The 21,338-nt window shown below is 41.1% G+C and carries 20 protein-coding genes; 8 read left to right on the plus strand and 12 right to left on the minus strand.

Features of this window, described 5'->3' with window-relative positions; genetic code table 11:
* Positions 1 to 35: 35 nt before the first annotated feature.
* The 4 genes from Q0N70_RS04210 to Q0N70_RS04225 all read right to left on the minus strand — a co-directional run bounded on the left by Q0N70_RS04210 (position 36) and on the right by Q0N70_RS04225 (position 5,291).
* Complete coding sequence (locus Q0N70_RS04210; RefSeq protein WP_294014166.1) at positions 36 to 695, minus strand: nucleotide exchange factor GrpE; 660 nt, start codon at positions 693 to 695, stop codon at positions 36 to 38.
* Between the two features lie 87 nt (positions 696 to 782).
* Positions 783 to 2,147, minus strand: coding sequence for a citrate/2-methylcitrate synthase (locus tag Q0N70_RS04215; RefSeq protein ID WP_294014168.1), 1,365 nt, complete (start codon positions 2,145 to 2,147; stop codon positions 783 to 785).
* A 291-nt stretch (positions 2,148 to 2,438) separates the two neighbouring features.
* On the minus strand, positions 2,439 to 4,268 hold the full coding sequence (gene argS / locus Q0N70_RS04220; protein WP_294014171.1) for an arginine--tRNA ligase: 1,830 nt from the start codon (positions 4,266 to 4,268) through the stop codon (positions 2,439 to 2,441).
* 120 nt (positions 4,269 to 4,388) lie between these two features.
* Positions 4,389 to 5,291 carry an MraY family glycosyltransferase gene (locus Q0N70_RS04225; RefSeq protein WP_294014173.1) on the minus strand — a complete coding sequence of 301 codons (903 nt, stop codon included), beginning with the start codon at positions 5,289 to 5,291 and terminating at the stop codon, positions 4,389 to 4,391.
* Between the two features lie 581 nt (positions 5,292 to 5,872).
* On the opposite strand from Q0N70_RS04225, the gene Q0N70_RS04230 reads away from it, so the two are divergent.
* From Q0N70_RS04230 to Q0N70_RS04240, 3 genes are read left to right on the plus strand one after another with little or no spacing between them, the layout of a single operon-like run.
* Positions 5,873 to 6,712, plus strand: coding sequence for an Mrp/NBP35 family ATP-binding protein (locus Q0N70_RS04230; RefSeq protein ID WP_294014175.1), 840 nt, complete (start codon positions 5,873 to 5,875; stop codon positions 6,710 to 6,712).
* A complete protein-coding gene (locus tag Q0N70_RS04235; RefSeq protein WP_294014177.1) occupies positions 6,709 to 7,212 on the plus strand; it encodes a C-GCAxxG-C-C family protein in 504 nt (167 codons plus the stop codon). The genes Q0N70_RS04230 and Q0N70_RS04235 overlap by 4 nt, the downstream gene beginning before the upstream one ends.
* Positions 7,209 to 8,204 (plus strand): tRNA-dihydrouridine synthase family protein, encoded by a 996-nt coding sequence (locus Q0N70_RS04240; RefSeq protein WP_294014179.1) that lies wholly within the window; start codon positions 7,209 to 7,211, stop codon positions 8,202 to 8,204. Before Q0N70_RS04235 ends, Q0N70_RS04240 begins: the two co-directional genes overlap by 4 nt.
* A gap of 184 nt (positions 8,205 to 8,388) precedes the next feature.
* Here Q0N70_RS04240 and Q0N70_RS04245 read toward each other — a convergent pair whose 3' ends face one another.
* The 4 genes from Q0N70_RS04245 to Q0N70_RS04260 all read right to left on the minus strand — a co-directional run bounded on the left by Q0N70_RS04245 (position 8,389) and on the right by Q0N70_RS04260 (position 13,139).
* On the minus strand, positions 8,389 to 9,321 hold the full coding sequence (locus Q0N70_RS04245) for a cation diffusion facilitator family transporter (protein WP_294014181.1): 933 nt from the start codon (positions 9,319 to 9,321) through the stop codon (positions 8,389 to 8,391).
* On the minus strand, positions 9,322 to 11,988 hold the full coding sequence (gene leuS / locus Q0N70_RS04250) for a leucine--tRNA ligase (protein ID WP_294014183.1): 2,667 nt from the start codon (positions 11,986 to 11,988) through the stop codon (positions 9,322 to 9,324).
* A gap of 136 nt (positions 11,989 to 12,124) precedes the next feature.
* On the minus strand, positions 12,125 to 12,346 hold the full coding sequence (locus Q0N70_RS04255; protein ID WP_294014186.1) for a hypothetical protein: 222 nt from the start codon (positions 12,344 to 12,346) through the stop codon (positions 12,125 to 12,127).
* A 289-nt stretch (positions 12,347 to 12,635) separates the two neighbouring features.
* Positions 12,636 to 13,139 (minus strand): DNA-deoxyinosine glycosylase, encoded by a 504-nt coding sequence (locus Q0N70_RS04260; protein ID WP_294014188.1) that lies wholly within the window; start codon positions 13,137 to 13,139, stop codon positions 12,636 to 12,638.
* Between the two features lie 137 nt (positions 13,140 to 13,276).
* On the opposite strand from Q0N70_RS04260, the gene Q0N70_RS04265 reads away from it, so the two are divergent.
* The 5 genes from Q0N70_RS04265 (at position 13,277) to Q0N70_RS04285 (ending at position 17,813) form a co-directional block, all read left to right on the plus strand.
* Positions 13,277 to 14,077, plus strand: a complete 801-nt coding sequence (locus Q0N70_RS04265; RefSeq protein ID WP_294014190.1) for a hypothetical protein — start codon at positions 13,277 to 13,279, stop codon at positions 14,075 to 14,077.
* Positions 14,078 to 14,207: 130 nt separating this feature from the next.
* Positions 14,208 to 14,513: a DUF3781 domain-containing protein gene (locus Q0N70_RS04270; protein ID WP_294014192.1), complete on the plus strand. Its 306-nt coding sequence runs from the start codon at positions 14,208 to 14,210 to the stop codon at positions 14,511 to 14,513.
* A gap of 290 nt (positions 14,514 to 14,803) precedes the next feature.
* Complete coding sequence (pnuC, locus tag Q0N70_RS04275; RefSeq protein ID WP_294014194.1) at positions 14,804 to 15,499, plus strand: nicotinamide riboside transporter PnuC; 696 nt, start codon at positions 14,804 to 14,806, stop codon at positions 15,497 to 15,499.
* A gap of 75 nt (positions 15,500 to 15,574) precedes the next feature.
* Positions 15,575 to 17,077 (plus strand): N-6 DNA methylase, encoded by a 1,503-nt coding sequence (locus tag Q0N70_RS04280; protein ID WP_294014196.1) that lies wholly within the window; start codon positions 15,575 to 15,577, stop codon positions 17,075 to 17,077.
* Positions 17,049 to 17,813: a BsuBI/PstI family type II restriction endonuclease gene (locus Q0N70_RS04285; protein WP_294014198.1), complete on the plus strand. Its 765-nt coding sequence runs from the start codon at positions 17,049 to 17,051 to the stop codon at positions 17,811 to 17,813. Before Q0N70_RS04280 ends, Q0N70_RS04285 begins: the two co-directional genes overlap by 29 nt.
* 133 nt (positions 17,814 to 17,946) lie before the next feature.
* On the opposite strand, the gene Q0N70_RS04290 is transcribed toward Q0N70_RS04285, so the two are convergent.
* From Q0N70_RS04290 to Q0N70_RS04305, 4 genes are all read right to left on the minus strand, one after another.
* On the minus strand, positions 17,947 to 18,435 hold the full coding sequence (locus Q0N70_RS04290; RefSeq protein WP_294014200.1) for a GNAT family N-acetyltransferase: 489 nt from the start codon (positions 18,433 to 18,435) through the stop codon (positions 17,947 to 17,949).
* A 29-nt stretch (positions 18,436 to 18,464) separates the two neighbouring features.
* Complete coding sequence (locus Q0N70_RS04295) at positions 18,465 to 19,079, minus strand: helix-turn-helix domain-containing protein (RefSeq protein WP_294014202.1); 615 nt, start codon at positions 19,077 to 19,079, stop codon at positions 18,465 to 18,467.
* A gap of 160 nt (positions 19,080 to 19,239) precedes the next feature.
* Positions 19,240 to 20,832 (minus strand): tetratricopeptide repeat protein, encoded by a 1,593-nt coding sequence (locus tag Q0N70_RS04300; RefSeq protein WP_294014204.1) that lies wholly within the window; start codon positions 20,830 to 20,832, stop codon positions 19,240 to 19,242.
* Positions 20,833 to 20,862: 30 nt separating this feature from the next.
* The gene (locus Q0N70_RS04305) at positions 20,863 to 21,201 is read right to left on the minus strand and encodes a hypothetical protein (protein WP_294014206.1); all 339 of its coding nucleotides are present in this window, start codon (positions 21,199 to 21,201) and stop codon (positions 20,863 to 20,865) included.
* Between the last annotated feature and the right edge of the window lie 137 nt (positions 21,202 to 21,338).

Consider the following 21,338-nt stretch of genomic DNA (forward strand, 5'->3'; position numbering starts at 1 on the left):
CTCTTTTTATATTCAATTTATTTTGTCTGAAGAAACTATTTCTGCTCTTCAGTTTCTTTCTTCTCTTCTGACGGCGGATTTACAGTTCCGTCCGGCATGCTCACCATTACTTTTGCATGGCGAATAACTCTGTCCTTGAGTTTGTATCCTTTAAGATAAACAACTTTCAGTACAGGAGAAGCGACTGGATCTTGAGAAGAACCAATAGCTTCATGAATATCCGGGTCAAAAGCATCGCCTGCAACGCCGTAAGCAACAAGATTATATTTGTTCTCAAGCATACTGATGAGGCTTTTGTTTATCATTGTAACGCCATCCGCAATAGATTTTGGATCTGTGGCAGTAGCCGCGGCTTCAACAGTGCGGTCAAAGTTATCAAGGCTTTCAAGAAGATCCTTTAGCAAATTTGTGTTTGCAAAATCAAAGGCTTCCTGTTTTTCCTGAATCGCTCTTTTTCTGTAGTTGTCAAAATCAGCAGCACGGCGCAAAACCTGATCTTTTAAGTCAGCGTTATCTTTTTTTAGCTCGTCAATCTGCTTTTCAAGCTCTGCAATTTTTTCTTCTGCGGAAAGAGTTTTTTCTTCCTGAACTTCCGCATTTTCCTTTTTTTCATTCTCCTGAGCTACGGCATTCTGAACATTTTCATGCTCTTCGTGCTTGTGTTCCTCGTGGTGATGATGTTTTTCTTTGCTCATTTCATTTTCCTATCTGATGAAAAAGATAATAAAATTTATATCGAGTTGTCAACAAATTTTTGAATTTTGTCATCAATAATGCATTTTTTATTTGCGCTTGTCCATTGGAACGTAATCACGCTCTTCCGCGACATTTTTATATGCCGGACGGTAAATTCGTTTTCCGGCAACAATTTCTTCTATTCTATGCGCACTCCAGCCAGCAATTCTCGCAATGGCGAACAATGGAGTGTAAAGCTCGCGCGGAATTCCAAGCATCGAATAAACAAAGCCCGAATAAAAGTCAACATTTGTGCAGATGCGCTTTTTTTGTCCGTGAAGCTCATAAAGAACTTCTGGAGCAAGCCGCTCTATTGAAGTATAAAGATTGAATTCTTCCTCGCAGCCTTTTTCCTTCGCAAGTTCCGCAGCCTTGTTTCTTAAAAGAATTGCGCGCGGGTCGCTGATTGTATAGACGGCGTGGCCCTGTCCGTAGATAAGTCCTGTGCGGTCGAAGGCTTCTTTTTTTCCGATTTTATAAAGATAATCTTCTATTTCTTTTTCGTTGCTCCAGTCTTTTACATTTTCCTTGATATTGTCCATCATTTCTATAACGCGAATATTTGCTCCACCATGGCGACGGCCTTTTAAAGAGCCAACAGCGGCGGCAACAGCGGAATAAGTATCTGTGTCTGCGGAAGAAACTACGTGAATTGTAAGAGAAGAGTTGTTTCCTCCACCGTGCTCGGCATGAAGAATAAGCGCAAGGTCAAGAATTTCAGCTTCAAGGCGAGTGTAGCTTTTGTCATTTCTTGTAAGACGCAGGAAATTTTCCGAAGTGCTAAGTTCTGGAAGCGGATTATGAATGTACATGCTTTTTCCGTCGTAATAACGGCGTTTTGCCTGATAGCCATAAGCAGCCAATGTTGAAAAGCGGGAGATAAGCTCTATGCACTGGCGAAGAATATTTGCAACATCGCGGTTTTCTGGATCCGGATCATAAGAATATGAAGCAAGAACTCCACGCGCAATTTTATTCATAATATCGCTTGAAGGCGCTTTCATTATCATGTCTTCTGTAAAATATTCAGGGAGAGACCTTAGGCTTCCCAAGAAACTTGAAAACTCATCAAGCTGCGACTGAGTAGGAAGTTGTCCGAATAAAAGAAGATAAACGCATTGCTCAAATCCAAACTGATGGTGAAGCTCGGCATCCTTTACAATGTCCTCAACATTATATCCGCGGTAAATCAGTTTTCCAGGAATAGCGACTTTGTTTCCGGCTTCATCAATGTAATAGCCGACAACATCTCCAATTTTTGTAAGCCCGACCAAAACTCCGCGTCCGTCCGCATATCTGAGTCCGCGCTTGACATTGAATTTTTCATAAAGGGCTGGATCTATGGGATCGTTGTCCACAGTAAGTTTTGAAAGTTTGTCGATAAAATTTGAATTCTGACTGTTTTCGTTCATAGACGAGCCTCCATTTTTGTATAAATATGCACTTTTTTTTATAAAAACTATATCAGTATACAAAAAATTAAGTATTTATTCAATAAGAGAGAATAATTGCAAAAAGACGATTTTATTAGGTTCAATTTCGAATTTTGATAAAAATATCTACTTAACTGCTATTCCAATCCTAACAAGTTTGTCATTGCCGTGCTTGACACGGCAATCTGCTGTAAATTTGCAACTGACAGAAAAATTTAAAACCCGGCATTCAACCTATTAAGATAAAAAAATCCGCAGGCAGATTTTTTCTTACATTCTTTCCAAATAAGGAACAAGAACAAGTTCCATTCCGCTTTTTAAAACAGTCAAAGTGCATTGTGCAAGGGCAAGACGGGCTTTTGCAAGACGCTCATTTTCAGAAGCAGTTCCAACAATCGGGCAGTCGCGGTAAAATGCGCTGAAACTTTTGCTCACATCGTAAAGATAAGAAGCCATTCCGCTTGGATCTAAAGTTTCCGCAGATTTTTGAACAACCGAAGGGAATCTTTCCAAGTCCTTTATCAAAGCCCATTCGCTTTCCGCAGTCAAAAGTGAAAAATCTTCCGCTGAACCAGAAGGCTCAAGCCCCTGCTCCTTTGCCTTGCGTAAAATTGAAGCAATGCGCGCTCCCATGTACTGAAGATAAGGTCCTGTATTTCCGTTGAAGCTAAGAGATTCTTCCGGATTAAAAAGCATATCCTTTACCGGCGCAACATTCAAAAGATAATAATCCAAAGCTGCCAGCGCGACTTTTTCAGCGACATCATCAGGATTTCCAACTGAATTATCTCTGCCGCGCTCTTCAATTGCCTTTAAAGCCTGCGCATGAAGGCTGTCAATCAAGTCATCGGCATCTACGACAGTTCCTTCACGGCTTTTCATTCTTCCGCTTGGAAGATTTACAAGTCCGTAGCTCAAATGGAACAGTTTTTCAGTCCAGCTGAATCCAAGTTTTTTCAAAATATGGAAAAGAATCTTAAAGTGATAGTTCTGCTCGCTTGCAACAACATAAACCAGCTGGTTAAATGGCCAGTCATTGTGGCGGCTGATTGCAGTTCCAATGTCCTGAGTTATGTAAACCGAAGTTCCGTCTTTTCTTAAAAGAACTTTCTCGTGGCTGTCTTCATCTTTGCCTTTTCCAACAACATCAGTAACATCAATTCTTACAGAGCCGTCTGGAGCTTTAAAGAACACGCCTTTTTCAAGACCCTTTAAAATTTCGTCCTTGCCTTTTAGATAAGTGTCGCTTTCAAAGTAGAATTTATCAAAGGCAATCCCAGTTCTTTTGTAAGTGTCCTTTAGTCCGTCCAAAGTCCAGCCGTTCATTTTCTGCCAAAGCTCGCGGACTTCTTTATCTCCCTGCTCCCATTTTACAAGCATTTCTTCCGCCTGCTGAATGGCTTCCGGGTGCTCCTTGGAATACTTATCAAACTCAACATAGCACTGGCCAACAAAATGGTCTCCCTTCATTCCAAGAGATTCCGGGGTTTCGTTTTTTGCCTCGTGGAAAAGCTTGTACGCCAGCATGGATTTGCAGATATGGATTCCGCGGTTGTTAATAAGGTCGACTTTAAAAACTTCTGCGCCCGCTTTCTTTAGAATCCGGCTCACGCTTTCACCAAGAGCGTCATTGCGAAGATGACCAAGATGAAGCGGCTTGTTTGTATTTGGTGAAGAAAATTCAACCATAATCCGCTGACCTTCAAGAGGCTTTTTTCCTGCGGAATCAAAAGAGCCGTAGTTTTCCCCCTGAGAAACAATCGAAGCCAAAATTCCTGCGGCAGAAGCAGCCTTGTTGAGCTTTACATTCACATAAGGACCAGCGGCGTCAAATTCACCAAGAGAAGCAAGTTCCTTATCAGTTTCCGCGGATTTTTTAAGCGACTGGGAAACTGTGGCGGCAATTGCAGGAGGAGCCATTCTGAACATTTTTGCAAAAGGAAACATCGGGCTTCCCAAGTCTCCCATTTCAGGACGCGGCGGATTTTCCACACGAACAAGTTTTTCGTCAATTTCAGGACAATCTATTTTATTTTCAATTTTAAACTGATTAACAGCCTTCAACACAGCGGATTTAAACAAATCTTTTTGACTTAACATAGTTTTTCCTTAAAAATTTTATCTGCCCAAAAATTAAGCGGACAGCAATATATTTTCAGAGAGTATAACAAAATAAGAACAAAGTGAAAAGCACAGAAACTTTGAAGAAAAAACTATAAGTTAATGCTCTTCCATTGGATGATCTTGAAGATGCCCGGTCTTTCTAAGATTCACAGAATGATTCAAATAATGAAAAGTAATAAAAACAAGCTCAACTATTGCCAAAAACAGGCAAAGTTCGGCAGTCGCAACTCTTACAGTAAGCTTGTAAGAAATCAAAACTGAAAAGCAAATAAGAACCTGAAGGCACAAAAGAAACAGAATTGTCGCGCCGCGGGAAAATCCAACATTCAGCATTTTGTGGTGAATATGAGATCTGTCCGCGCTAAAAATAGAACGGTGGTCGCGGATTCTTCTCCAAGTAGCGGCAATAACATCAGTAAGCGGAATAGACGCAATCAGAAGCATTATAAGCATCTTGTTATATTCAAAGCTCAGCGATTCTTCATAAATAAGCGGAAAAACTGCAACTGCAAAGCCCAAAGTCTGGCTTCCAGAATCTCCGAGGAATATTTTTGCCGGCGGTTTGTTGAAAACCATAAATCCTGCAATCGCACCCGCAAGAATAAAATAAAGTGAAAATGAATCAGTTCTAAAAATCAGGCTTAAAAATCCAAGCGTTATAATAGAAAGAAATGAAATTCCAGAACAAAGCCAGTCAATTCCGTCAATTAAATTAAAAGCATTTACGCAGACCAAAATCCAAAAGAAAGTAAAAAGCTTTCCCAAAACAGGATTCAAGTTAATAAAGAATATTTTACTGATTCCAACAGGACTAAGCGCAACCAAGAGAGCCGCCGCAATCTGAACCAAAAACTTAAATCTTGCATGAAGGTCAACAAGGTCATCAATAAACCCAAAGGCAAATATCAAAAGCAACCCTAAAAATGCCTGCCACGCAAAATCAAATGTTCCCTTCTGAAAAAGGCAGACATAAATTCCTGCGCAAACAAAAAAAGACACAAAGACAGCGACACCTCCCAAGCGAGGAATATTTCCGCTGTGAATCTTTCGAGGATCTATTTCATCATAAAGTTTATATCTTTTGCAAATTTTTATTATAAGCCAAGTCAGCAAAAGGCTCAAAATAAAAGTCAGTAATGAAGCATAAAATATCAACAAGTACCCCCCCCCCCACTAAAAAGCTTATTTTTACTACTTTTTACTGAGAGTGAATTACAAATTAACATTTTTTTATATTCGATTCAATATATCCACTCTATATAACACATATTATTATTGCATACAGGGCAAACGCATTATAGATAATTTAAGTAAAGTTTGCGCGAAGGAACGATTCGTGGGGCAAAAACACTCTGATTGTTGCGACCGCATGAGCAGGCGATTCTATAGTTACTTTGCAACAATCAGCGTGTAGCGCATTATTGCGCGATTTTGAACCACGAAACCGTGACTGGGAGCCAGTTTTATGCTGAATACATTTATAATGCCTTTGCCCTGTCATTGCGCAACTCTTTTGTTGTATTTTTGCGGAAATTTGATTATATTCATTGCAAACTAAATACAAAAAATCGAGGTGAAAAATGGCTTGTGGTGGAAGCTGCTCCAACTGCGGAGACAAATGTGAAAAAAAGCCTTTAAAGGAAAATCTTCATTCAGGCTCTTCTGTAAAAAAAGTTATCGGAATTGTTTCTGGCAAGGGCGGAGTCGGAAAATCGCTTGTAACAAGCCTTTTAGCCTGCAAAGTAAATAAAGACGGATTCAAGACAGCAATTCTTGACGCTGACATTACAGGACCTTCCATTCCAACTTCATTCGGGCTTGGAAATGTGCGCGCTGAAAGTGTTTCAGAAAAAAACAGCGATGGAAGCGAAGGCGGATACTTAAAATCAGTCAAGTCAAAGTCAGGAATTCAGCTTATGTCAATGAATTTCCTGCTGCAAAACGAAACTGACCCGGTTGTATGGCGTGGTCCAGTTATTTCCGGGGCAGTGCGCCAATTCTGGACAGATGTTCTTTGGGAAAACGTTGACTTTATGTTCGTTGACTGTCCGCCAGGAACTGGAGATGTTCCGCTTACAGTTTTCCAGTCGCTTCCAATAGACGGAATTATAATTGTTTCTTCGCCGCAGCAGCTTGTGCGCGTAATCGTTGAAAAAGCCGTAAACATGGCAAACATGATGAATGTTCCGGTTTTGGGACTTGTTGAAAACATGAGCTACGTAAAATGCCCGGACTGCGGAAAAGAAATAAAAGTTTTCGGCGAAAGCAACATCGGAAAAATCGCAGAAGAATTCAATTTAAAAGTTCTTGCTCGCATTCCAATCGAACAGAATATGTCTGCGACAGTTGACAAAGGCGAAATTGAATCTCTTGACACACCTTTCATTGAAGAAGCCGCAAAAGCTGTTGAGTCGCTATGATTTCCCCGGAAGAAGCAAAAAAACGCGCAAAGGAAAATTTTCTAAGCGGATTCAACTGCGCCCAGTCAGTTCTTGAAGTTTTCTGCGGGGAACTTGGAATTGACCGGGAGCTTGCATTAAAATCTGCCCAGGCATTTGGCGGCGGAACTTGCAGGCTGCGGGAAATGTGCGGCGCGGTAAACGGAATGCTGCTTGCATTGAGCATAAAAAATGGCAGTGCAAATCCACAGGACAAAGAAGCAAAAGATTCAGTTTATAAAGACGGACAGATTTTGTGCGAAAAGTTCAAAGAAAAAAACGGCTCGTTTATCTGCCGAGAGCTTCTTGGACTTTCGCCGCTCGGACAATCTCAAAACTACCTGCGAAAAAATTCCGTGGAAGGAAAAGCTGATTCTCCAGTTTCAGAAAAAAGAACAGAAGAATATTACAAAAAACGCCCTTGCCCGGAACTCTGCGCCGATGCCGCTGAACTTTTTGCGGAATACTTGAATTCAAAATGAAACTTATCTGCGCGCCAATGGCAACCTTGAGCCACGAAGCATTCAGAATTTCAGTGGAAGAATTCGGAGGCTGCGATGAATATTTCACAGAAATGATAAACGCATCTTCGCTTTTGAACATGGGACCGTTTGAAAAATACTATCTTCTGAACGGACCTTCCCCGGAAAAAATCGTGTGGCAACTCACGGGAACTTCCGCAGAACCGTTGGCAAAGGCAGCTGAAATTGTGTGCGAAAAAGGCGGAATCGGAATCGACTTGAACATGGGCTGCTCTGCCCCGCAAATCTACAAGACAGGAGCCGGAATCGCCTGGATGCTAAAGCCGCTAAAAGAAACAAAAGAAGCAGTCTCAAAAGTAAAAGAAACGCTAAACTTAATAGAAGAAAAAACACAAAAACATTTCAGGCTGAGCGTAAAATGCAGGCTTGGAGACGAAAACTTCACGGAACAAAGCTTTTTTAACTTTACAGACATGCTTATAGAAAACGGAGTTGAGCTTATAACGCTTCATGCGCGCACAATCAAAGAAAAATACCGCGGACTTCCAAGATACGAGTTCGCGCAAAAACTTTCACAGCGGTACGGGGAAAAAATCAAAGTCTACGTGAACGGCTGCGTAAAGGACACCGCCAGCGCAAAGTTTGCCCTTCAAAAAGCCCCGGAAGCGGACGGAATCATGATTGCAAGAGCCGCAGCCGAACGCCCCTGGATTTTCGCACAAATAAAAAAAGACCTTGAAGGTTCCGCGGAAAAAATCACAGTTGACAGGATGAAAACCGCATTGAACTTTATAGATAACGTTGAAAAATTTCAGCCAAAGGAATTCCACAAGACACGGATTCAGAGATTTTTTTCGTATTACTGCGCCCAGTTCGAATTCGGACATTATTTTCAGACAAAAATGCTGAATTACAAGTCAAATGAAGAAAGCCGGAAAGAAATTTTAGATTATTTTCAAAAACAGCCCCATGAACGCTTAATTCAAGTGTAAATTTTCAGTTTTAAGGGAATTTTTTCAAGAATAAGAGATATTCTTGTATTTTTATGCATATTCTTGAAGAATATTGTATATTCCTGACTTTTTTGTATAAATATTCAAGAATTTAAGATATTCCTCAGGAATTTAAGATATTCTTCAAGAATATTGAATTTTCCAGAAGAATATTAAATATTCCTCACAAATTTTGAGGATTCAAGCCGAATTCTTCCTTAGGCTGATGCAAATCGGAATTTTTTGGCTCAACATGAATCACAATGTCGTAAATTTCAGGAATTTCCTTGCGGATTGCGCTTTCAACCTGCTCGCTAAGCTCGTGCGCCTCGTAAACGGAAAGCGACGGGTCAACTTCAATGTCCAAGTCAATGTCAAAGCTGGAAGCCATCCTGCGGATTCTTGCCTTATGCGGATTCAGGACATTTGGAACTGTGGCGACCGCATCGAACAGTTTTTTATAAAGCGAGCTGTCGGCGTTTCCGTCCATGAGCTCAAGGTTCATTCTTGCAAAAAGCGAGGCGGCGTTTTTTATTACCCAAAGACCAACAAGCAGCGCAATCACAGGGTCAAGAACCGGCATCTTGAAAAGCTCGGAGCATAAAAGGCCTGCAAGAACTGCGGCGGAAAGCATTATGTCGCTTTTCATGTTCTGGGCGTTCGCCTTTACGATTTCGCTTTCCGCAATTTTTCCGTAGTGAAACTGAATCAAAGCAAGAAGGCTTTTTCCCGCAATCGAAATAACAGCAGCATAAACTGCCACAAGCGAAACTTCCGCCTGAAAATCATGCAGGATAATTTTTTTTGCTGCGGAAAGTACAATCTGCGCGCCCGCAAAGAAAATTATAAAAGCCAAGGCCATTGTCGCAGTAGTTTCGGCTCTTGCGTGCCCCCAAGGATGCTCCTTGTCACCAGGCTGCTGAATTATGCGGCTTACAAACAAAGTTACAAGCGCAATCAGAACATCGGTGGAACTGTCAATTGCATCACCTGCAACCGCAAGAGAACCTGAAAGATATGCGAACAAAAACTTCACAGCGGCAAGAACTGCATTTCCAACAAGAGCCACAACTCCTGCCACTTTGATGTAATGGGCTTTTAAGCTTGTCGAGTTCATTTACTTTGCCACGATGTTTACAAGCTTGTCTTTTACAACAATGACTTTTGCAATTGTCTTTCCGTCAGTGAACTTTTTATAGCCTTCTGTCTGGGCTGCCAGGTTTTTGAGTGTTTCATCGTCTGTTCCCGGAGCGGCTTCAAACTTGTCGCGGAGCTTTCCGTTTATCATTACAACAATCTGAATGCTGTCTTCCTTGCAGAATTCCTCGCTGAATGAAGGCCATTTTTCGTAAGCCACAGTTTTTGTTCCGCCAAGTTTCTGCCAAAGCTCTTCGCCAAGGTGGGGAGCATACGGGCTAAGAATAAGAACAAAGTCTTTCCACATTTCTTTTGGAAGAGAATTGAACTTTGAAGCTTCGTTTATAAAAATCATCATCTGGCTGATTGCAGTGTTGAAGCTGAGCGAAGAAGTGTCTTCTGTAACTTTTTTGATTGTCTGGGCGAAAGTTTTTCTGAGCACAACGAGGGCTTTGTCTTCAAGCTTGCCTTTTATGTCGATGTCGTCCATTGGCTTTTCGCTGATGTTCCAAACTTTTTCAAGGAAGCGGTTTATTCCTACAAGTCCCTGTGTGTTCCACGGCTTAGAAACAGTGAGCGGTCCCATGAACATTTCGTACATACGCACAGAATCTGCCCCGTACTTCTGAATCATTTCGTCTGGATTTACAACATTCTTGAGCGACTTGGACATCTTGGCGATAATCTGCTCAACCTGCTCGCCTGTCGCCTTTTCAAAATATTTTCCGTCTTTTTCTTCAACTTCATCAGTCGGAACAAGGGTTTTGTTTTTGCGCTGGAATGCAAATGAAGTTATAAGTCCCTGATTGATAAGGCGATGGAACGGCTCTTTTGTTGAAACTGCTCCGATGTCATAAAGAACTTTGTGCCAGAATCTTGCGTACAAAAGGTGAAGAACAGCGTGTTCCGCTCCGCCCACATAAAGGTCAACAGGCATCCAGTATTCTTCTTTTTCTTTTGAGCAGAACTCCGAATTATTTTTTGGATCAAGGTAGCGAAGATAATACCAGCAAGAGCCGCCCCACTGAGGCATTGTGTTTGTCTCGCGCTTTGCCTTTCCGCCGCACTTAGGACAAGTCGTGTTAACCCAGGATTCTATTGCGGCAAGAGGGCTTTCTCCAGTTCCTGTTGGCTGATAAGATTTTACATCAGGAAGCTTTACAGGCAAATCTTTTTCCGGCACTGGAACGCATCCGCATTTTTCGCAGTGAACAAGAGGAATCGGTTCTCCCCAGTAACGCTGACGGCTGAAAATCCAGTCGCGGAGCTTGTAGTTTACAGTTGCCTTTCCGCATTTTTTTTCTTCAAGGAATTTTATCATTTCCTGGATTGCATCTTTTGTGCTTTTTCCTGTGAGAAATTCCGAGTTGATTGAATATCCGTCTTTTGCGGAAGTGCATTCGTTTGCCACGCAGAAAATTTCCGGGTGAGCGTCAGCAAGCTTTTTGTATTCCTCTGGATTTTTTGAAGCAGCCTGCAAAAGTTCCGCGCCTTTCTTTTCGTCTCCGCCTCCAAGAGAAACAACATCTTCTTTTGTCGCAATTACTTTTATAATCGGAAGATTGAACTTCTTTGCAAAATCCCAGTCGCGCTCATCGTGCGCAGGAACAGCCATAATTGCGCCAGTTCCGTAAGAAGTCAAAACGTAATCAGAAATCCAGATTGGAACTTTAGCTCCGTTTACAGGATCAATTCCGTAGCTTCCTGTAAAGACGCCGGTTTTGTTCTTATTCAAGTCAGTACGCTCAAGGTCGGATTTTTTTGCGGCTTCTTCAACATAAGCTTCAACTGCCGCTTTCTGTTCTGGAGTTGTGAGTTCCTTGAGCATTTTGTGTTCCGGCGACATTACCATGTAAGTGCAGCCAAAAAGCGTGTCGGCTCTTGTTGTGTAAACTTTCAGATATTTTCCGCTTCCGTTTCCGTCTTTGTCTGCAACTTCGAATTCAACTTCCGCGCCGCAAGATTTTCCAATCCAGTTTTTCTGCATGAGCTTTACACTTTCCGGCCAGTCAAGCAAATCAAGATCTTCAAGAAGACGTTCTGCGTAATCGGTGATTTTTAAAATCCACTGGCGGATTGTCTTGCGTGTTACAACTGCGCCGCATCTTTCGCACTTGCCTTCTTTTACTTCCTCGTTTGCAAGACCGGTAAGGCAGGAAGGACACCAGTTGATTGGAGTTGCAGCTTCATACGCCAAGCCCTTTTTGTAAAGCTGAAGGAAAATCCACTGAGTCCACTTGTAATATTCCGGGTCGCAAGTTGAAACGCATCTGTCCCAGTCGTAGCTGAATCCAAGAGCTTTTATCTGGCGTGTAAAATTTGCAATGTTAGCGTTTGTTGTAATTGAAGGATGAGTTCCAGTTTTTATCGCATAGTTTTCAGCAGGAAGCCCGAACGAATCGTATCCCATCGGATGCAAAACATTGTAGCCATTCATGCGCAAATAGCGGCTGTAAATATCTGTGGCTGTGTAGCCTTCCGGGTGTCCTACGTGAAGTCCCGCTCCGCTTGGATAAGGGAACATATCAAGAATATATCTGCGTTTTTCTTTTGGAAATGATTTGTCTTCTTCTACGCGGAAAGTTTTGTTTTCTTCCCAGTACTTCTGCCATTTTACTTCAATATTTTGAAAAGGATAGTTAGACATAAAAAGCCTCTGTAAAAAATGATGTGGCAGTATTATAGAATAAACAAAAAATATTTTCTATGGGATTTGAAATTTCAAATTTTGAAAAAACAAAAAAATGCCTGGCAAAAACCAGACAATAAATTAAAACCGAAAATTACGCTTGAATTATTTTTTCATAAAACTCAACTGCTTTTTTCAAGTCGTCTTCCGTAGGACAATTTTTATTTATTCCGCCCACAACTTTAAACGGCCCGTAAGTGTCAAATCCTTTGCAGAAATAAGAGCCAAGACATTTGCAGTTTTTGGACTCCGCAATTTTCTTAACAGAATCCGCATGAGATTCGCGCGGACTTCCAGCAGTAAAAATAAAAAACACTTTTTTGTTTTCCGGCAAAAAATCAGAAGTTCTTTCAAGAATATTTTTGTAAAACTTTCCAAATGAAATTCCAGACGCAATTCCGATAAAATCAAATTCGTCAAGAGATGGAATTTCATCTTTGATATTAAAAAGCTGAACGTCAAATTTTTTCGCAATGGCATCGCAAATTTTTTTGTGTTTCCGTGGTGAGTTGATTCATAAACAATCGCAGTTTTCATTTCTTTATCCTTTTAAATTTTAAGTATAAAAAATAAATTAGTAAAAAAATATTCAAAATGCAACTTTTCTATTTTAATTCCGCACGCCAAATTTCTGCAAGTTTTTCAAGGGAAAATGAAGCATTGGCAGGACTTGTGGAAGGAAGAGGTTTCAGCATGGAGCACAAATTTTCATCCTGATATTTTAGAAAATATTTTGCGGCAGTTTTTCCATTTGCAAGAATTTTTTTGACCTTGGAATTTTCAACAATCGATTTTATGTCGGAAGGAACAACGTTTCGGATTGAACTGTCAGATGAGCCGCAAATCGTACACTCTTTGATTGAATCGTAAACTGCGATTTTATTTCGCCTTAAAAAATTTTTCTTTTCTTCTGTAGACTTCGGAAGTTCCTCGCAAAAAATAAGAGCAAGCATTTTCCAAAAACGGTTCTGCGGATGTCCGTAGTAAAATCCGTTTTCACGCGACTTTACAGAAGGAAGAGTGCCCACAATAAGAACGCGTGAATCTTCGCAAAAAAACGGACTGAACGGATGCACGATATGTTCTGGAACAAAAATATTTTTCTGCATAAAATTCATTTTCTCAGTTTTGTTTTTGATTTATGATAAACACGGACTCGTCATCAAGTCAATGAAAAATTTTATGGAAGTTGCGGAACTGATTTTTTCATTCTATAATTTTCGAACTTGAAAGAAGAACAAATAAAATGAAAATCAAAATAGGAAACTTTGACTGCACGGAATGTTGGGACGGTGTTTTTTACAAGAAACTTTCGGCATTTCCAAAAATAACGGACTGGGAAATTCAGACGGTTCTGGATTTTATCGCCTACGAAAAACTTTACGGCCGCGAATGTAAAATCAAAGCAAGCGATGAAATTCTTTCGCAAATCGAGCAGTTCAAATCACAAAACAAAACGCGGATTTCAGCTCAGGCGAAAATCACCGAATGTACCGCCTGCCCCACTTACAAAGGCTGCATGACCGATTTTGTCTGCCACACTTCTCCTGTGGAAAATGCTGTGAAAATCTTGGACTGCGGCTCGCTTCTTTCGCCGGTAAAAACTCGGAAAATGAGCGGCGCGGAACTTGCAAAGGAAGTACGAAACGCGGCAAAAGACCCGGCGGATTATTTTGAATACATCATGTTCGCTTGGGGAAACTGTCAGGCTGGCGATCGACTTGTAATGGAACGCAAGTTGAAGCGGTTTCCCAACGAAAAGGACTTGAGCGAGGATTTTACTCCCGGCGTAAGATTTTTCTTTGACTACAAAAAGCTCTGCACGCATCCAAATGCGGTTTTTGAAGGCGTTCTTCCGCTCAAAATTAAAGATGAAGTGATTTTAAAAGACTGGATTCACGCAATTGTTGTGCCGGAAAACGAATGCGCCGCTTTGGAAAAACACATTCCGCAGAATCTTGCGCAAAAAGTTCACTTTGTAGAAAACGACTGCAAGGACATTTGGGCTTGGTCTGAAAAAGTGTACGAATTCATAAAGAAGATTTGATTTTATACTAACAAAACTCATGTCATTATCCAGCTTTAGTTGCGATGTTTGCATAGCAAACTCGGTTGATAATCTTCTTTTACAGATTCCCCGATCAAGTCGTGGAATGACAACTTCACAAGGAGAAAAAATGACGAACAAACTTTTACAGAATCTTGAAAAACTTCATACAACGGAGCTCGGTGCTGTCCGCATAAAACGGAATCTCGGGCTAAAAACCGGCGATGTTATTGGTTGGTGCAAAAACGCAATCCTTGAGGCGGCAAAAAACATTGAAAATAAAAAATCCGGCAAAAATGGCGAAAATAGCAGGAAATCCGAAAACAAAATCTTCCGCAAAGGAAAAAACTGGTACATAAAAACAAACGGCTGCACAATCACAGTGAACGCATACAGTTACACGGCAATTACGGCGCACAAGGAGGAAAATGCATGAAAACAAAAAATAAAACAGAGAACTCTGGGACTCCGGTTTTTCATGCACTAACGCAAACTCATATTCAATCAACTTGACAAACATATCTGCACAAAGTAAATTCGTATAAAATTTCAAATTCTGCCACCGGGCAGAAAAAATGCTGTTGAGCCTTTTGGAGGCGCGGTCGTTTTAAGACGATTTGCGGAAAAGAGCATTCACAAAGGAATATCGGTAGGTCTGGAGAAATCCATGCAGATGTCCTTTTGTGGATGCTTTTTTTATGCCGCTAAACTTTTATAGGGGTATTTATGAAACAAAATCTGATTGTCCCGGAACTTTCCGTTCCTGAAAAAATTCTCTGGGCGGCTTCCGCTGCCGGTGTTACGGTTCTGTTCTGTCTTGTTCCGCAAAAAAATCCGCTCACGCTGATTGCAACGCTTGTGGGCGTGACGTCTCTTCTTTTTGTTGCGAAAGGACACGTCTCAGGGCAGTTTCTTCAGCTGGTTTTCTGCGTGCTTTACGCGATTGTCGCGCTCGGATTCAAATATTACGGCGAGGCGATAACGTACATGGGAATGACTTTTCCAAGCGATCTTTTTGCGGCGGTTGTGTGGCTAAAAAATCCGTCCAAAAAAGGAAAAAGCGAAGTCCGGATGGCGCATCTGACTCCAAAGAAATCTGCGGTGGCAATATTCATAAGCACAGCGGTAACGGTCATCTTTTACTTCATCCTGAAAAAACTGAACACGGCGAATCTTGAAATCAGCACGGTCTCCGTCGCAACGAGCATGGCGGCAAGCGTACTTATAATCATGCGCGTCCCATACTACGCCCTAGCCTACGCCGCAAATGACATCGTCCTGATTGCAATGTGGATTCTGGCGAGCGCGGAAAACCCGGTTTACATTCCGATGATTTTCAACTTCGTGATTTTTCTGGTAAACGATTTGTACGGATTTTTCAGCTGGAAGAAGTTACGCCGCATTCAGGAAGAGAGAAACTGAGATGGAACGGACGAAATCATCCTTGCGAACCTGTTTCCAATAGAAAAACTGCCGTTTTTATGCTATACAATAATCATGTTCGCAGTTGCAGAAAAAATTGAGGCGGAACGAAAAATTCACGCGGTTGAAACTTCCGAAATCCACAAAAAGAATTTCGGGCAATATTTTACGCCTTACGCAATTGCGGAATTTATGGCTTCTCTTTTTCCAGTGGCAGACGGCAACTTAAATATTTTAGACCCCGGTGCGGGAATCGGAATCCTTTCATGCGCGCTTCTAAATAGAATTAAAAAAGAAAACTGGAACAATTCTTCAATAAAACTTTCAGCTTACGACATTGACACCGAAGTTCTTGGCAAGCTGACGCAAAACCTGATTGAGCAAAAAAAGAATTTTACTGATTTTGATTTTAAGATTTACAATGCTGATTTTCTGGAAAAAACTTCTTTTGAATATTCATTTGGGAAAAATGAAGAATTTACGCACGTTATAATGAATCCGCCATACAAGAAAATTCTTTCAAAGTCTTCCGCAAGGGAGTTTTGTCGCTGTTTTGGGCTTGAGACTGTCAATTTGTATTCCGCATTCGTGGGAGCCGCAATCGCTCAGCTGAAAGAAAAAGGCTGTCTGGTCGCGATAATTCCGCGGAGCTTCTGCAATGGGCTTTATTACAAGCCTTTCCGTGAATTCATATTGAAAAACTGTTCGATAAAACAAATTCATCTTTTTGAATCAAGAAAAGACGCTTTCAAAGATGAATCAGTTCTGCAGGAAAACATAATTATTCTGCTTCAAAAAGGAACGGCTCAGCGTGATGTAAAAATCTCGTATTCAAAAGGAGCGAATTTTGAGAATCTGACTGAAAAATATTATGATTTTAAGAAAATCGTGAATCCGCTTGATAAAGAAAAATATATAAACATTCCACTTTCGTCGTGTCTGCCATCGGAAGACTTTTTTAATTGCCAATTTGTTTCTCTGAAGGAAATTGGGATTTCTGTTTCCACCGGTGCAGTCGTTGATTTTCGTGCAAAGAGTTTTATCAGAAAGAATCCTGACGAAAATACTGTTCCGCTGCTTTATCCGATGCATTTCAAAAATTACAGAATCGACTGGCCGAAAGAATCCAAAAAACCGAATGCGATTGTTTTTGCGGACGAGACAAAGTCGATGTTTGTTCCGGCTGGAAACTATGTTGTTGTAAAAAGATTTTCAACAAAAGAAGAGAAAAAAAGAATTGTCGCCTCGCTTATAACAGCAGATGACATTGCCGCTTCAAGTTTAGCATTTGAGAATCACTTGAATGTTTTTCATTTTGAGAAAAAAGGATTGCAGAAAGAACTTGCTTTAGGGCTGATTGTCTGGCTCAACACGACATTTCTTGATAATCAGTTCAGAAAATTCAGTGGACACACGCAGGTGAACGCAACCGATTTAAGGAATCTTCCATTTCCCTCAAAAGAAAAACTTATTGAGCTTGGAAAAAAACTTGAAAAATATGACGGCTGGAATCAAGAGCTTTTTGATTCGATAGCAAAGGAGCGCCTTGATGAAAAATCTGCAGCAGCAAATTTCTGAAAAAATAGAACAGGCGACTGATATATTGAAAAAATTCGGAATGCCGTCAGCCCAATTGAACGACAGGACTGCATATTGCCTTCTTGCTCTCTTGAATGTTACGCCTGAAAAAAGCTGGAGAAATATTGAAAATCCTCTGATTGGAATAACTCCGATGATGGACTTTACAAAGACAAACTATCTAAAGGAATACGCTCCAAATTCAAGAGAGACTTTCAGAAGATTCAGCGTTCATCAGTTGGTTCAGGCTGGAATCGTCTTGTATAATCCTGACGATTCTTCGCGACCTGTCAACAGTCCGAAAGCCGTTTATCAAATTTCACCTGCGGCATTTGATGTGATAAAAACTTACGGAACAAAAGATTTTGAGCCAAAACTTCAGGACTTCCTGAAAAATCAGCAGTCGCTTTCAAAGCAATATGCCCACGAACGGGAAATGAATAAAGTTTCCGTAAAAATAAAAGACGAGCACTCAATTCAGATTTCTCCGGGAAAACACAGCGAGCTTATAAAAGATATTATCGAACAGCTTGCGCCAAGATTTCTTCCGAACAGCACTTTGGTTTATATCGGCGACACTGGCGAAAATTTGGTCTTTATTTCAGCTTTTCCTGACAGAAACACATTCGTAAGATTCGCGCACGACATAGCCTGGGAAACAGAAGCATGGATTGCAGACAATCCTGACCACATGATTCATTTCAACGGCGATAAATTTATCGGACCGCATAAGTAAGATTTCTTTCTTCCTGACACGTTTTCCTCATAAAATAATTCCGCACTCCAACCTGACGCACTTTCTTGAAACGGAATGATTCCGCAAGACAAAACTGCATCAAATCGCCCTGCGGAATTTTCAGGCCATCGGTTCAGCGAGTTTCCGCGAGATTTTTCAGCGTGTCGCCTGCGGTTCTGTAGATGGTCCAGTCGGTCAGCGGCTTGGCTCCAAGGGAAAGATAAAAGTCGATGCTCGGCTTGTTCCAGTCAAGGCAGCACCATTCAAAGCGGCCGCAGCCCCGCTCAACCGCAACCGCCGCAAGTTTTTTCAGGAGTGCCTTTCCGTAGCCTTTTCCGCGGCATTCCGGCTTTACGTACAAATCTTCAAGATAAATTCCGGCACGCCCAAGAAAAGTCGAAAAATTATGGAAGAACAGGGCGAATCCCACTTCCCTGCCGTCCTCAAGCGCGAAAATCACCTCGGCTTTCTGCTTGTCGAAAATCCAGCTTTCAAGAGTTTTTTCGTCAGCGACGACCTCGTTCTGCATTTTCTCGTAGTCGGCAAGTTCCTTTATGAACTGCAAAATCAGCGGAGTGTCCTTCCGTTCCGCGTTTCTGAATGCAACTTCTGTTTTCATCATTGAATCCTTTTTGCGCCATTTTATTTTTGTCAGCGGAAAAAATCAACATCCGCCTCAAAAAGACCGTGCTTTATGCAGCAGGCGTAGATTCTGCATTTGCCTGCGTTCCGGAATCTTGCCTCGGCGTTCTGTTCCGGGTACATTTTTACAAGCTCCACGGAATCCAGGCGGACGCAGGCGAACCATGAAATGTAATGCGTTTTTGTCATCTCGTGGTTCATGCGCACAAAAATCCCGTCGCCGTCTTTCTGCACAATGATTTTGTGGTTTTCAGAATTTTCACTTTCCGGTTGTTCGTTTTCAAGTTCAAGCGGAGGAAGCTGAATCCCGCAGCAGCTGACGCAGGTTTTTCCCACGCTGAAAATTGTGTTTCCGCAGACCGGGCAGACGTAAAAATTTGACTTGGAAAGCTTTGCCGCCCTGTTGCCGTTTTCAATTTCCGCACCTGAAAAAAGTTCCGCAACAGAAACTTCAAGTATTTTTGCAAGCGGCTCAAGAAAAATTATATCGGGAAATCCGCGCCCGGTCTCCCACTTTGAAACCGTCCTATCGCTCACGCCCAGAAAATCCGCAAGCTGGCTTTGAGTCATTTTCTGTTTCTCACGGAGCCGCTTTATCACAGAGCCCGTAACATATTGATTCATATTATCACCTCGAAAAATAATTTAAGACGTCCTGAAAGCAGTCTACATCATTTTTCGCCGGCAACCTACATACTTATCGTAGAGAGAAAATTTGGTGAGCGAACATCACGGAGCAAATCCGACAATGACAGCAAAATACAAAACTCGGCATTTGGCATAGCTATTTTCTTTTATTATTTTCTGACGAAATGGATTTTATAGCTTTTAGTCCTTCTTTTTCGCCGTTCTCTACTGCTTTGCCGTACATTTCAACTGCTTTCTTATAGTCTTTTTCAACACCAAAGCCGTTTTCATAACATACTCCAAGGTTGAAGTAAGCCACGCCTGAACTGTTCTTTTCTGCAGCTTGTTTAAAACAGTTTACAGCTTCTTTCTCGTTTTTTTCCGTGCCGTTGCCTTGCAGATAACAAAGTCCAACATTAATAATCGCTTGCTCTTCACCTAGATTATATGCCTCGTTAAACAACCCAAAAGCTTTTTTATATGCCAATTCGGTTTTGACAGTGTAATAGTAATAAAGCCCCAATTGCAAGCACGCCGACGGATTTTCACCCTTGACGCTCTTTTTAAGCCAGAATATCGCTTTTTCTCTGTCGGTCTTAACGCCGTAATATCCGCACGCATACGCCATACCTAGATTATATTGCGCGGCAGCATTGCCTCGTTCCGCAGCTTCTTTGAAGAGTTTCAGCGCAGTTTTTTCATTCTTTTTAAGTCCGAGTTCATCGCCAAGGTACGCTTCCGCCATTCTTTCTATTGCATCAGGAAAGTCCATTTCCGCCGCCATCTGATAGTATCTTAAAGCATTTTTATAATCTTCCTTTTTCACTTCTAAAATTGTAGCAATTGCCCAATACACCCTTGCATCATTTAAGTCACATTCTATAAAGCAATCGAGCGCATCATCGTAACGGTCCTTGTTATAATAGTAGTACCCTAAATCAAACAAGGCATCGTCCTGAAAAAGTTTCGCCGCTTTTTTAAGACAGTGAATGTATTTCTTTTTGTCTGGCTCTATTCCGTACAAACCTTCTTCATATATGCGCACTTGCATATAAAGGCTTTCTGGATCGTTGTGCTTCACACCGTCCGCTAAATATGCCAAACCTTTTCCATAGTCGTGCGGAACAAAGTTATCATTGAGATAGACGTAAGCCAAATCGAAACTGAGAGAATGATCTCCAAGACTTAAACCTTTTTCGTACCATTCGATTGCTTTCGGAACGTCCTGCAACATTTCGTTATTCAGGTAGATAAAGCCGATTTTCTTTGCAACCTGAATATCGCCAAGATAAAAATCTCGTTCGTAAAACTTCAATGCATTTTTAATGTTGCCGATTTCGAGTTCTTTAATCGGCTTTTCAAAATAATACAAATCTCCGAGATTTCTTGCCGCCACCGAAGAACCCAAATCAGAAGCATTTGTATAATACTCGATTGCTTTTTGCAGATTCTTTTTTACAGCGTGTCCTCTTTCGTAACAATACGCGACGCTCACGAAACATTCTGTTTCACCCTCTTTTGCCCCTGCCATATATGTATCGAATGCCTTTTTGTATTGATGACGGTAATCGAACGTATCACCGAGAGCAGCATAAGCAAAAACACCATTTTTAATTGCTTTTTTGTAATAAACCGCCGCAGTTTTGAAGTTGGATTCGTCCATATATATGTCGCCAATCAAAGCGTAATATTTCGGCTTTTTCTCGGCAAGTCGCTTGTATTTTTTTATTTTATCGTTCGTAGTATCCATATTACCCTTTTGTAGATTTTTTAAGCTGAATTACATTCCACAAATTGCAAAGCAGCCGAACTCTTTGAAACATTCTTCAACCCATTCCCGGACATCATCAATAACACAAGCACCCTTTGGCTTTTCTTTTTCGCATATTTTCAGGATATTTTCCCATTGTTCAGGGCTTATTTCCGTTACGCCGAAATAATCGAAGTCGGGCACGGCTTTTTCAAACAAATCGCTAAGCTCGTATTCGTCCCACAAGCTGTCCCTTATGCTGACCGAACCGTTTTCCCAGCATTTGCCGTGATATTTGCCTTTCTGAAACTCAAAATAGCACGTTGACTTTGATTTTTTTCTTTCTTCCTCATTTATAAAGAAAAACATTCATTTCTCCTATCAAAATCATTATGATTATTTATAAAAACAAATATTTTTAACTAAAATCGCAATGATTATTCTAAAAAACATTGATTGTGTCAAATTTAGTTCGCAATTTCATTCCTGAAAAAAGCCATAAATCC

This window comes from uncultured Treponema sp. (genome assembly GCF_945873775.1).
In the GTDB taxonomy this organism is placed as follows: domain Bacteria; phylum Spirochaetota; class Spirochaetia; order Treponematales; family Treponemataceae; genus Treponema_D.

What these genes read in the sequence shown, in the direction of transcription:
- Q0N70_RS04210 (WP_294014166.1), bottom strand. Translation starts at nt 695, where the DNA reads ATGAGCAAAGAAAAACATCATCACCACGAGGAACACAAGCACGAAGAG.
- Q0N70_RS04215 (WP_294014168.1), bottom strand. Translation starts at nt 2,147, where the DNA reads ATGAACGAAAACAGTCAGAATTCAAATTTTATCGACAAACTTTCAAAA.
- argS (WP_294014171.1), bottom strand. Translation starts at nt 4,268, where the DNA reads ATGTTAAGTCAAAAAGATTTGTTTAAATCCGCTGTGTTGAAGGCTGTT.
- Q0N70_RS04230 (WP_294014175.1), top strand. Translation starts at nt 5,873, where the DNA reads ATGGCTTGTGGTGGAAGCTGCTCCAACTGCGGAGACAAATGTGAAAAA.
- Q0N70_RS04235 (WP_294014177.1), top strand. Translation starts at nt 6,709, where the DNA reads ATGATTTCCCCGGAAGAAGCAAAAAAACGCGCAAAGGAAAATTTTCTA.
- Q0N70_RS04240 (WP_294014179.1), top strand. Translation starts at nt 7,209, where the DNA reads ATGAAACTTATCTGCGCGCCAATGGCAACCTTGAGCCACGAAGCATTC.
- Q0N70_RS04245 (WP_294014181.1), bottom strand. Translation starts at nt 9,321, where the DNA reads ATGAACTCGACAAGCTTAAAAGCCCATTACATCAAAGTGGCAGGAGTT.
- leuS (WP_294014183.1), bottom strand. Translation starts at nt 11,988, where the DNA reads ATGTCTAACTATCCTTTTCAAAATATTGAAGTAAAATGGCAGAAGTAC.
- Q0N70_RS04260 (WP_294014188.1), bottom strand. Translation starts at nt 13,139, where the DNA reads ATGCAGAAAAATATTTTTGTTCCAGAACATATCGTGCATCCGTTCAGT.
- Q0N70_RS04265 (WP_294014190.1), top strand. Translation starts at nt 13,277, where the DNA reads ATGAAAATCAAAATAGGAAACTTTGACTGCACGGAATGTTGGGACGGT.
- Q0N70_RS04270 (WP_294014192.1), top strand. Translation starts at nt 14,208, where the DNA reads ATGACGAACAAACTTTTACAGAATCTTGAAAAACTTCATACAACGGAG.
- pnuC (WP_294014194.1), top strand. Translation starts at nt 14,804, where the DNA reads ATGAAACAAAATCTGATTGTCCCGGAACTTTCCGTTCCTGAAAAAATT.
- Q0N70_RS04280 (WP_294014196.1), top strand. Translation starts at nt 15,575, where the DNA reads ATGTTCGCAGTTGCAGAAAAAATTGAGGCGGAACGAAAAATTCACGCG.
- Q0N70_RS04285 (WP_294014198.1), top strand. Translation starts at nt 17,049, where the DNA reads ATGAAAAATCTGCAGCAGCAAATTTCTGAAAAAATAGAACAGGCGACT.
- Q0N70_RS04290 (WP_294014200.1), bottom strand. Translation starts at nt 18,435, where the DNA reads ATGATGAAAACAGAAGTTGCATTCAGAAACGCGGAACGGAAGGACACT.
- Q0N70_RS04295 (WP_294014202.1), bottom strand. Translation starts at nt 19,079, where the DNA reads ATGAATCAATATGTTACGGGCTCTGTGATAAAGCGGCTCCGTGAGAAA.
- Q0N70_RS04300 (WP_294014204.1), bottom strand. Translation starts at nt 20,832, where the DNA reads ATGGATACTACGAACGATAAAATAAAAAAATACAAGCGACTTGCCGAG.
- Q0N70_RS04305 (WP_294014206.1), bottom strand. Translation starts at nt 21,201, where the DNA reads ATGTTTTTCTTTATAAATGAGGAAGAAAGAAAAAAATCAAAGTCAACG.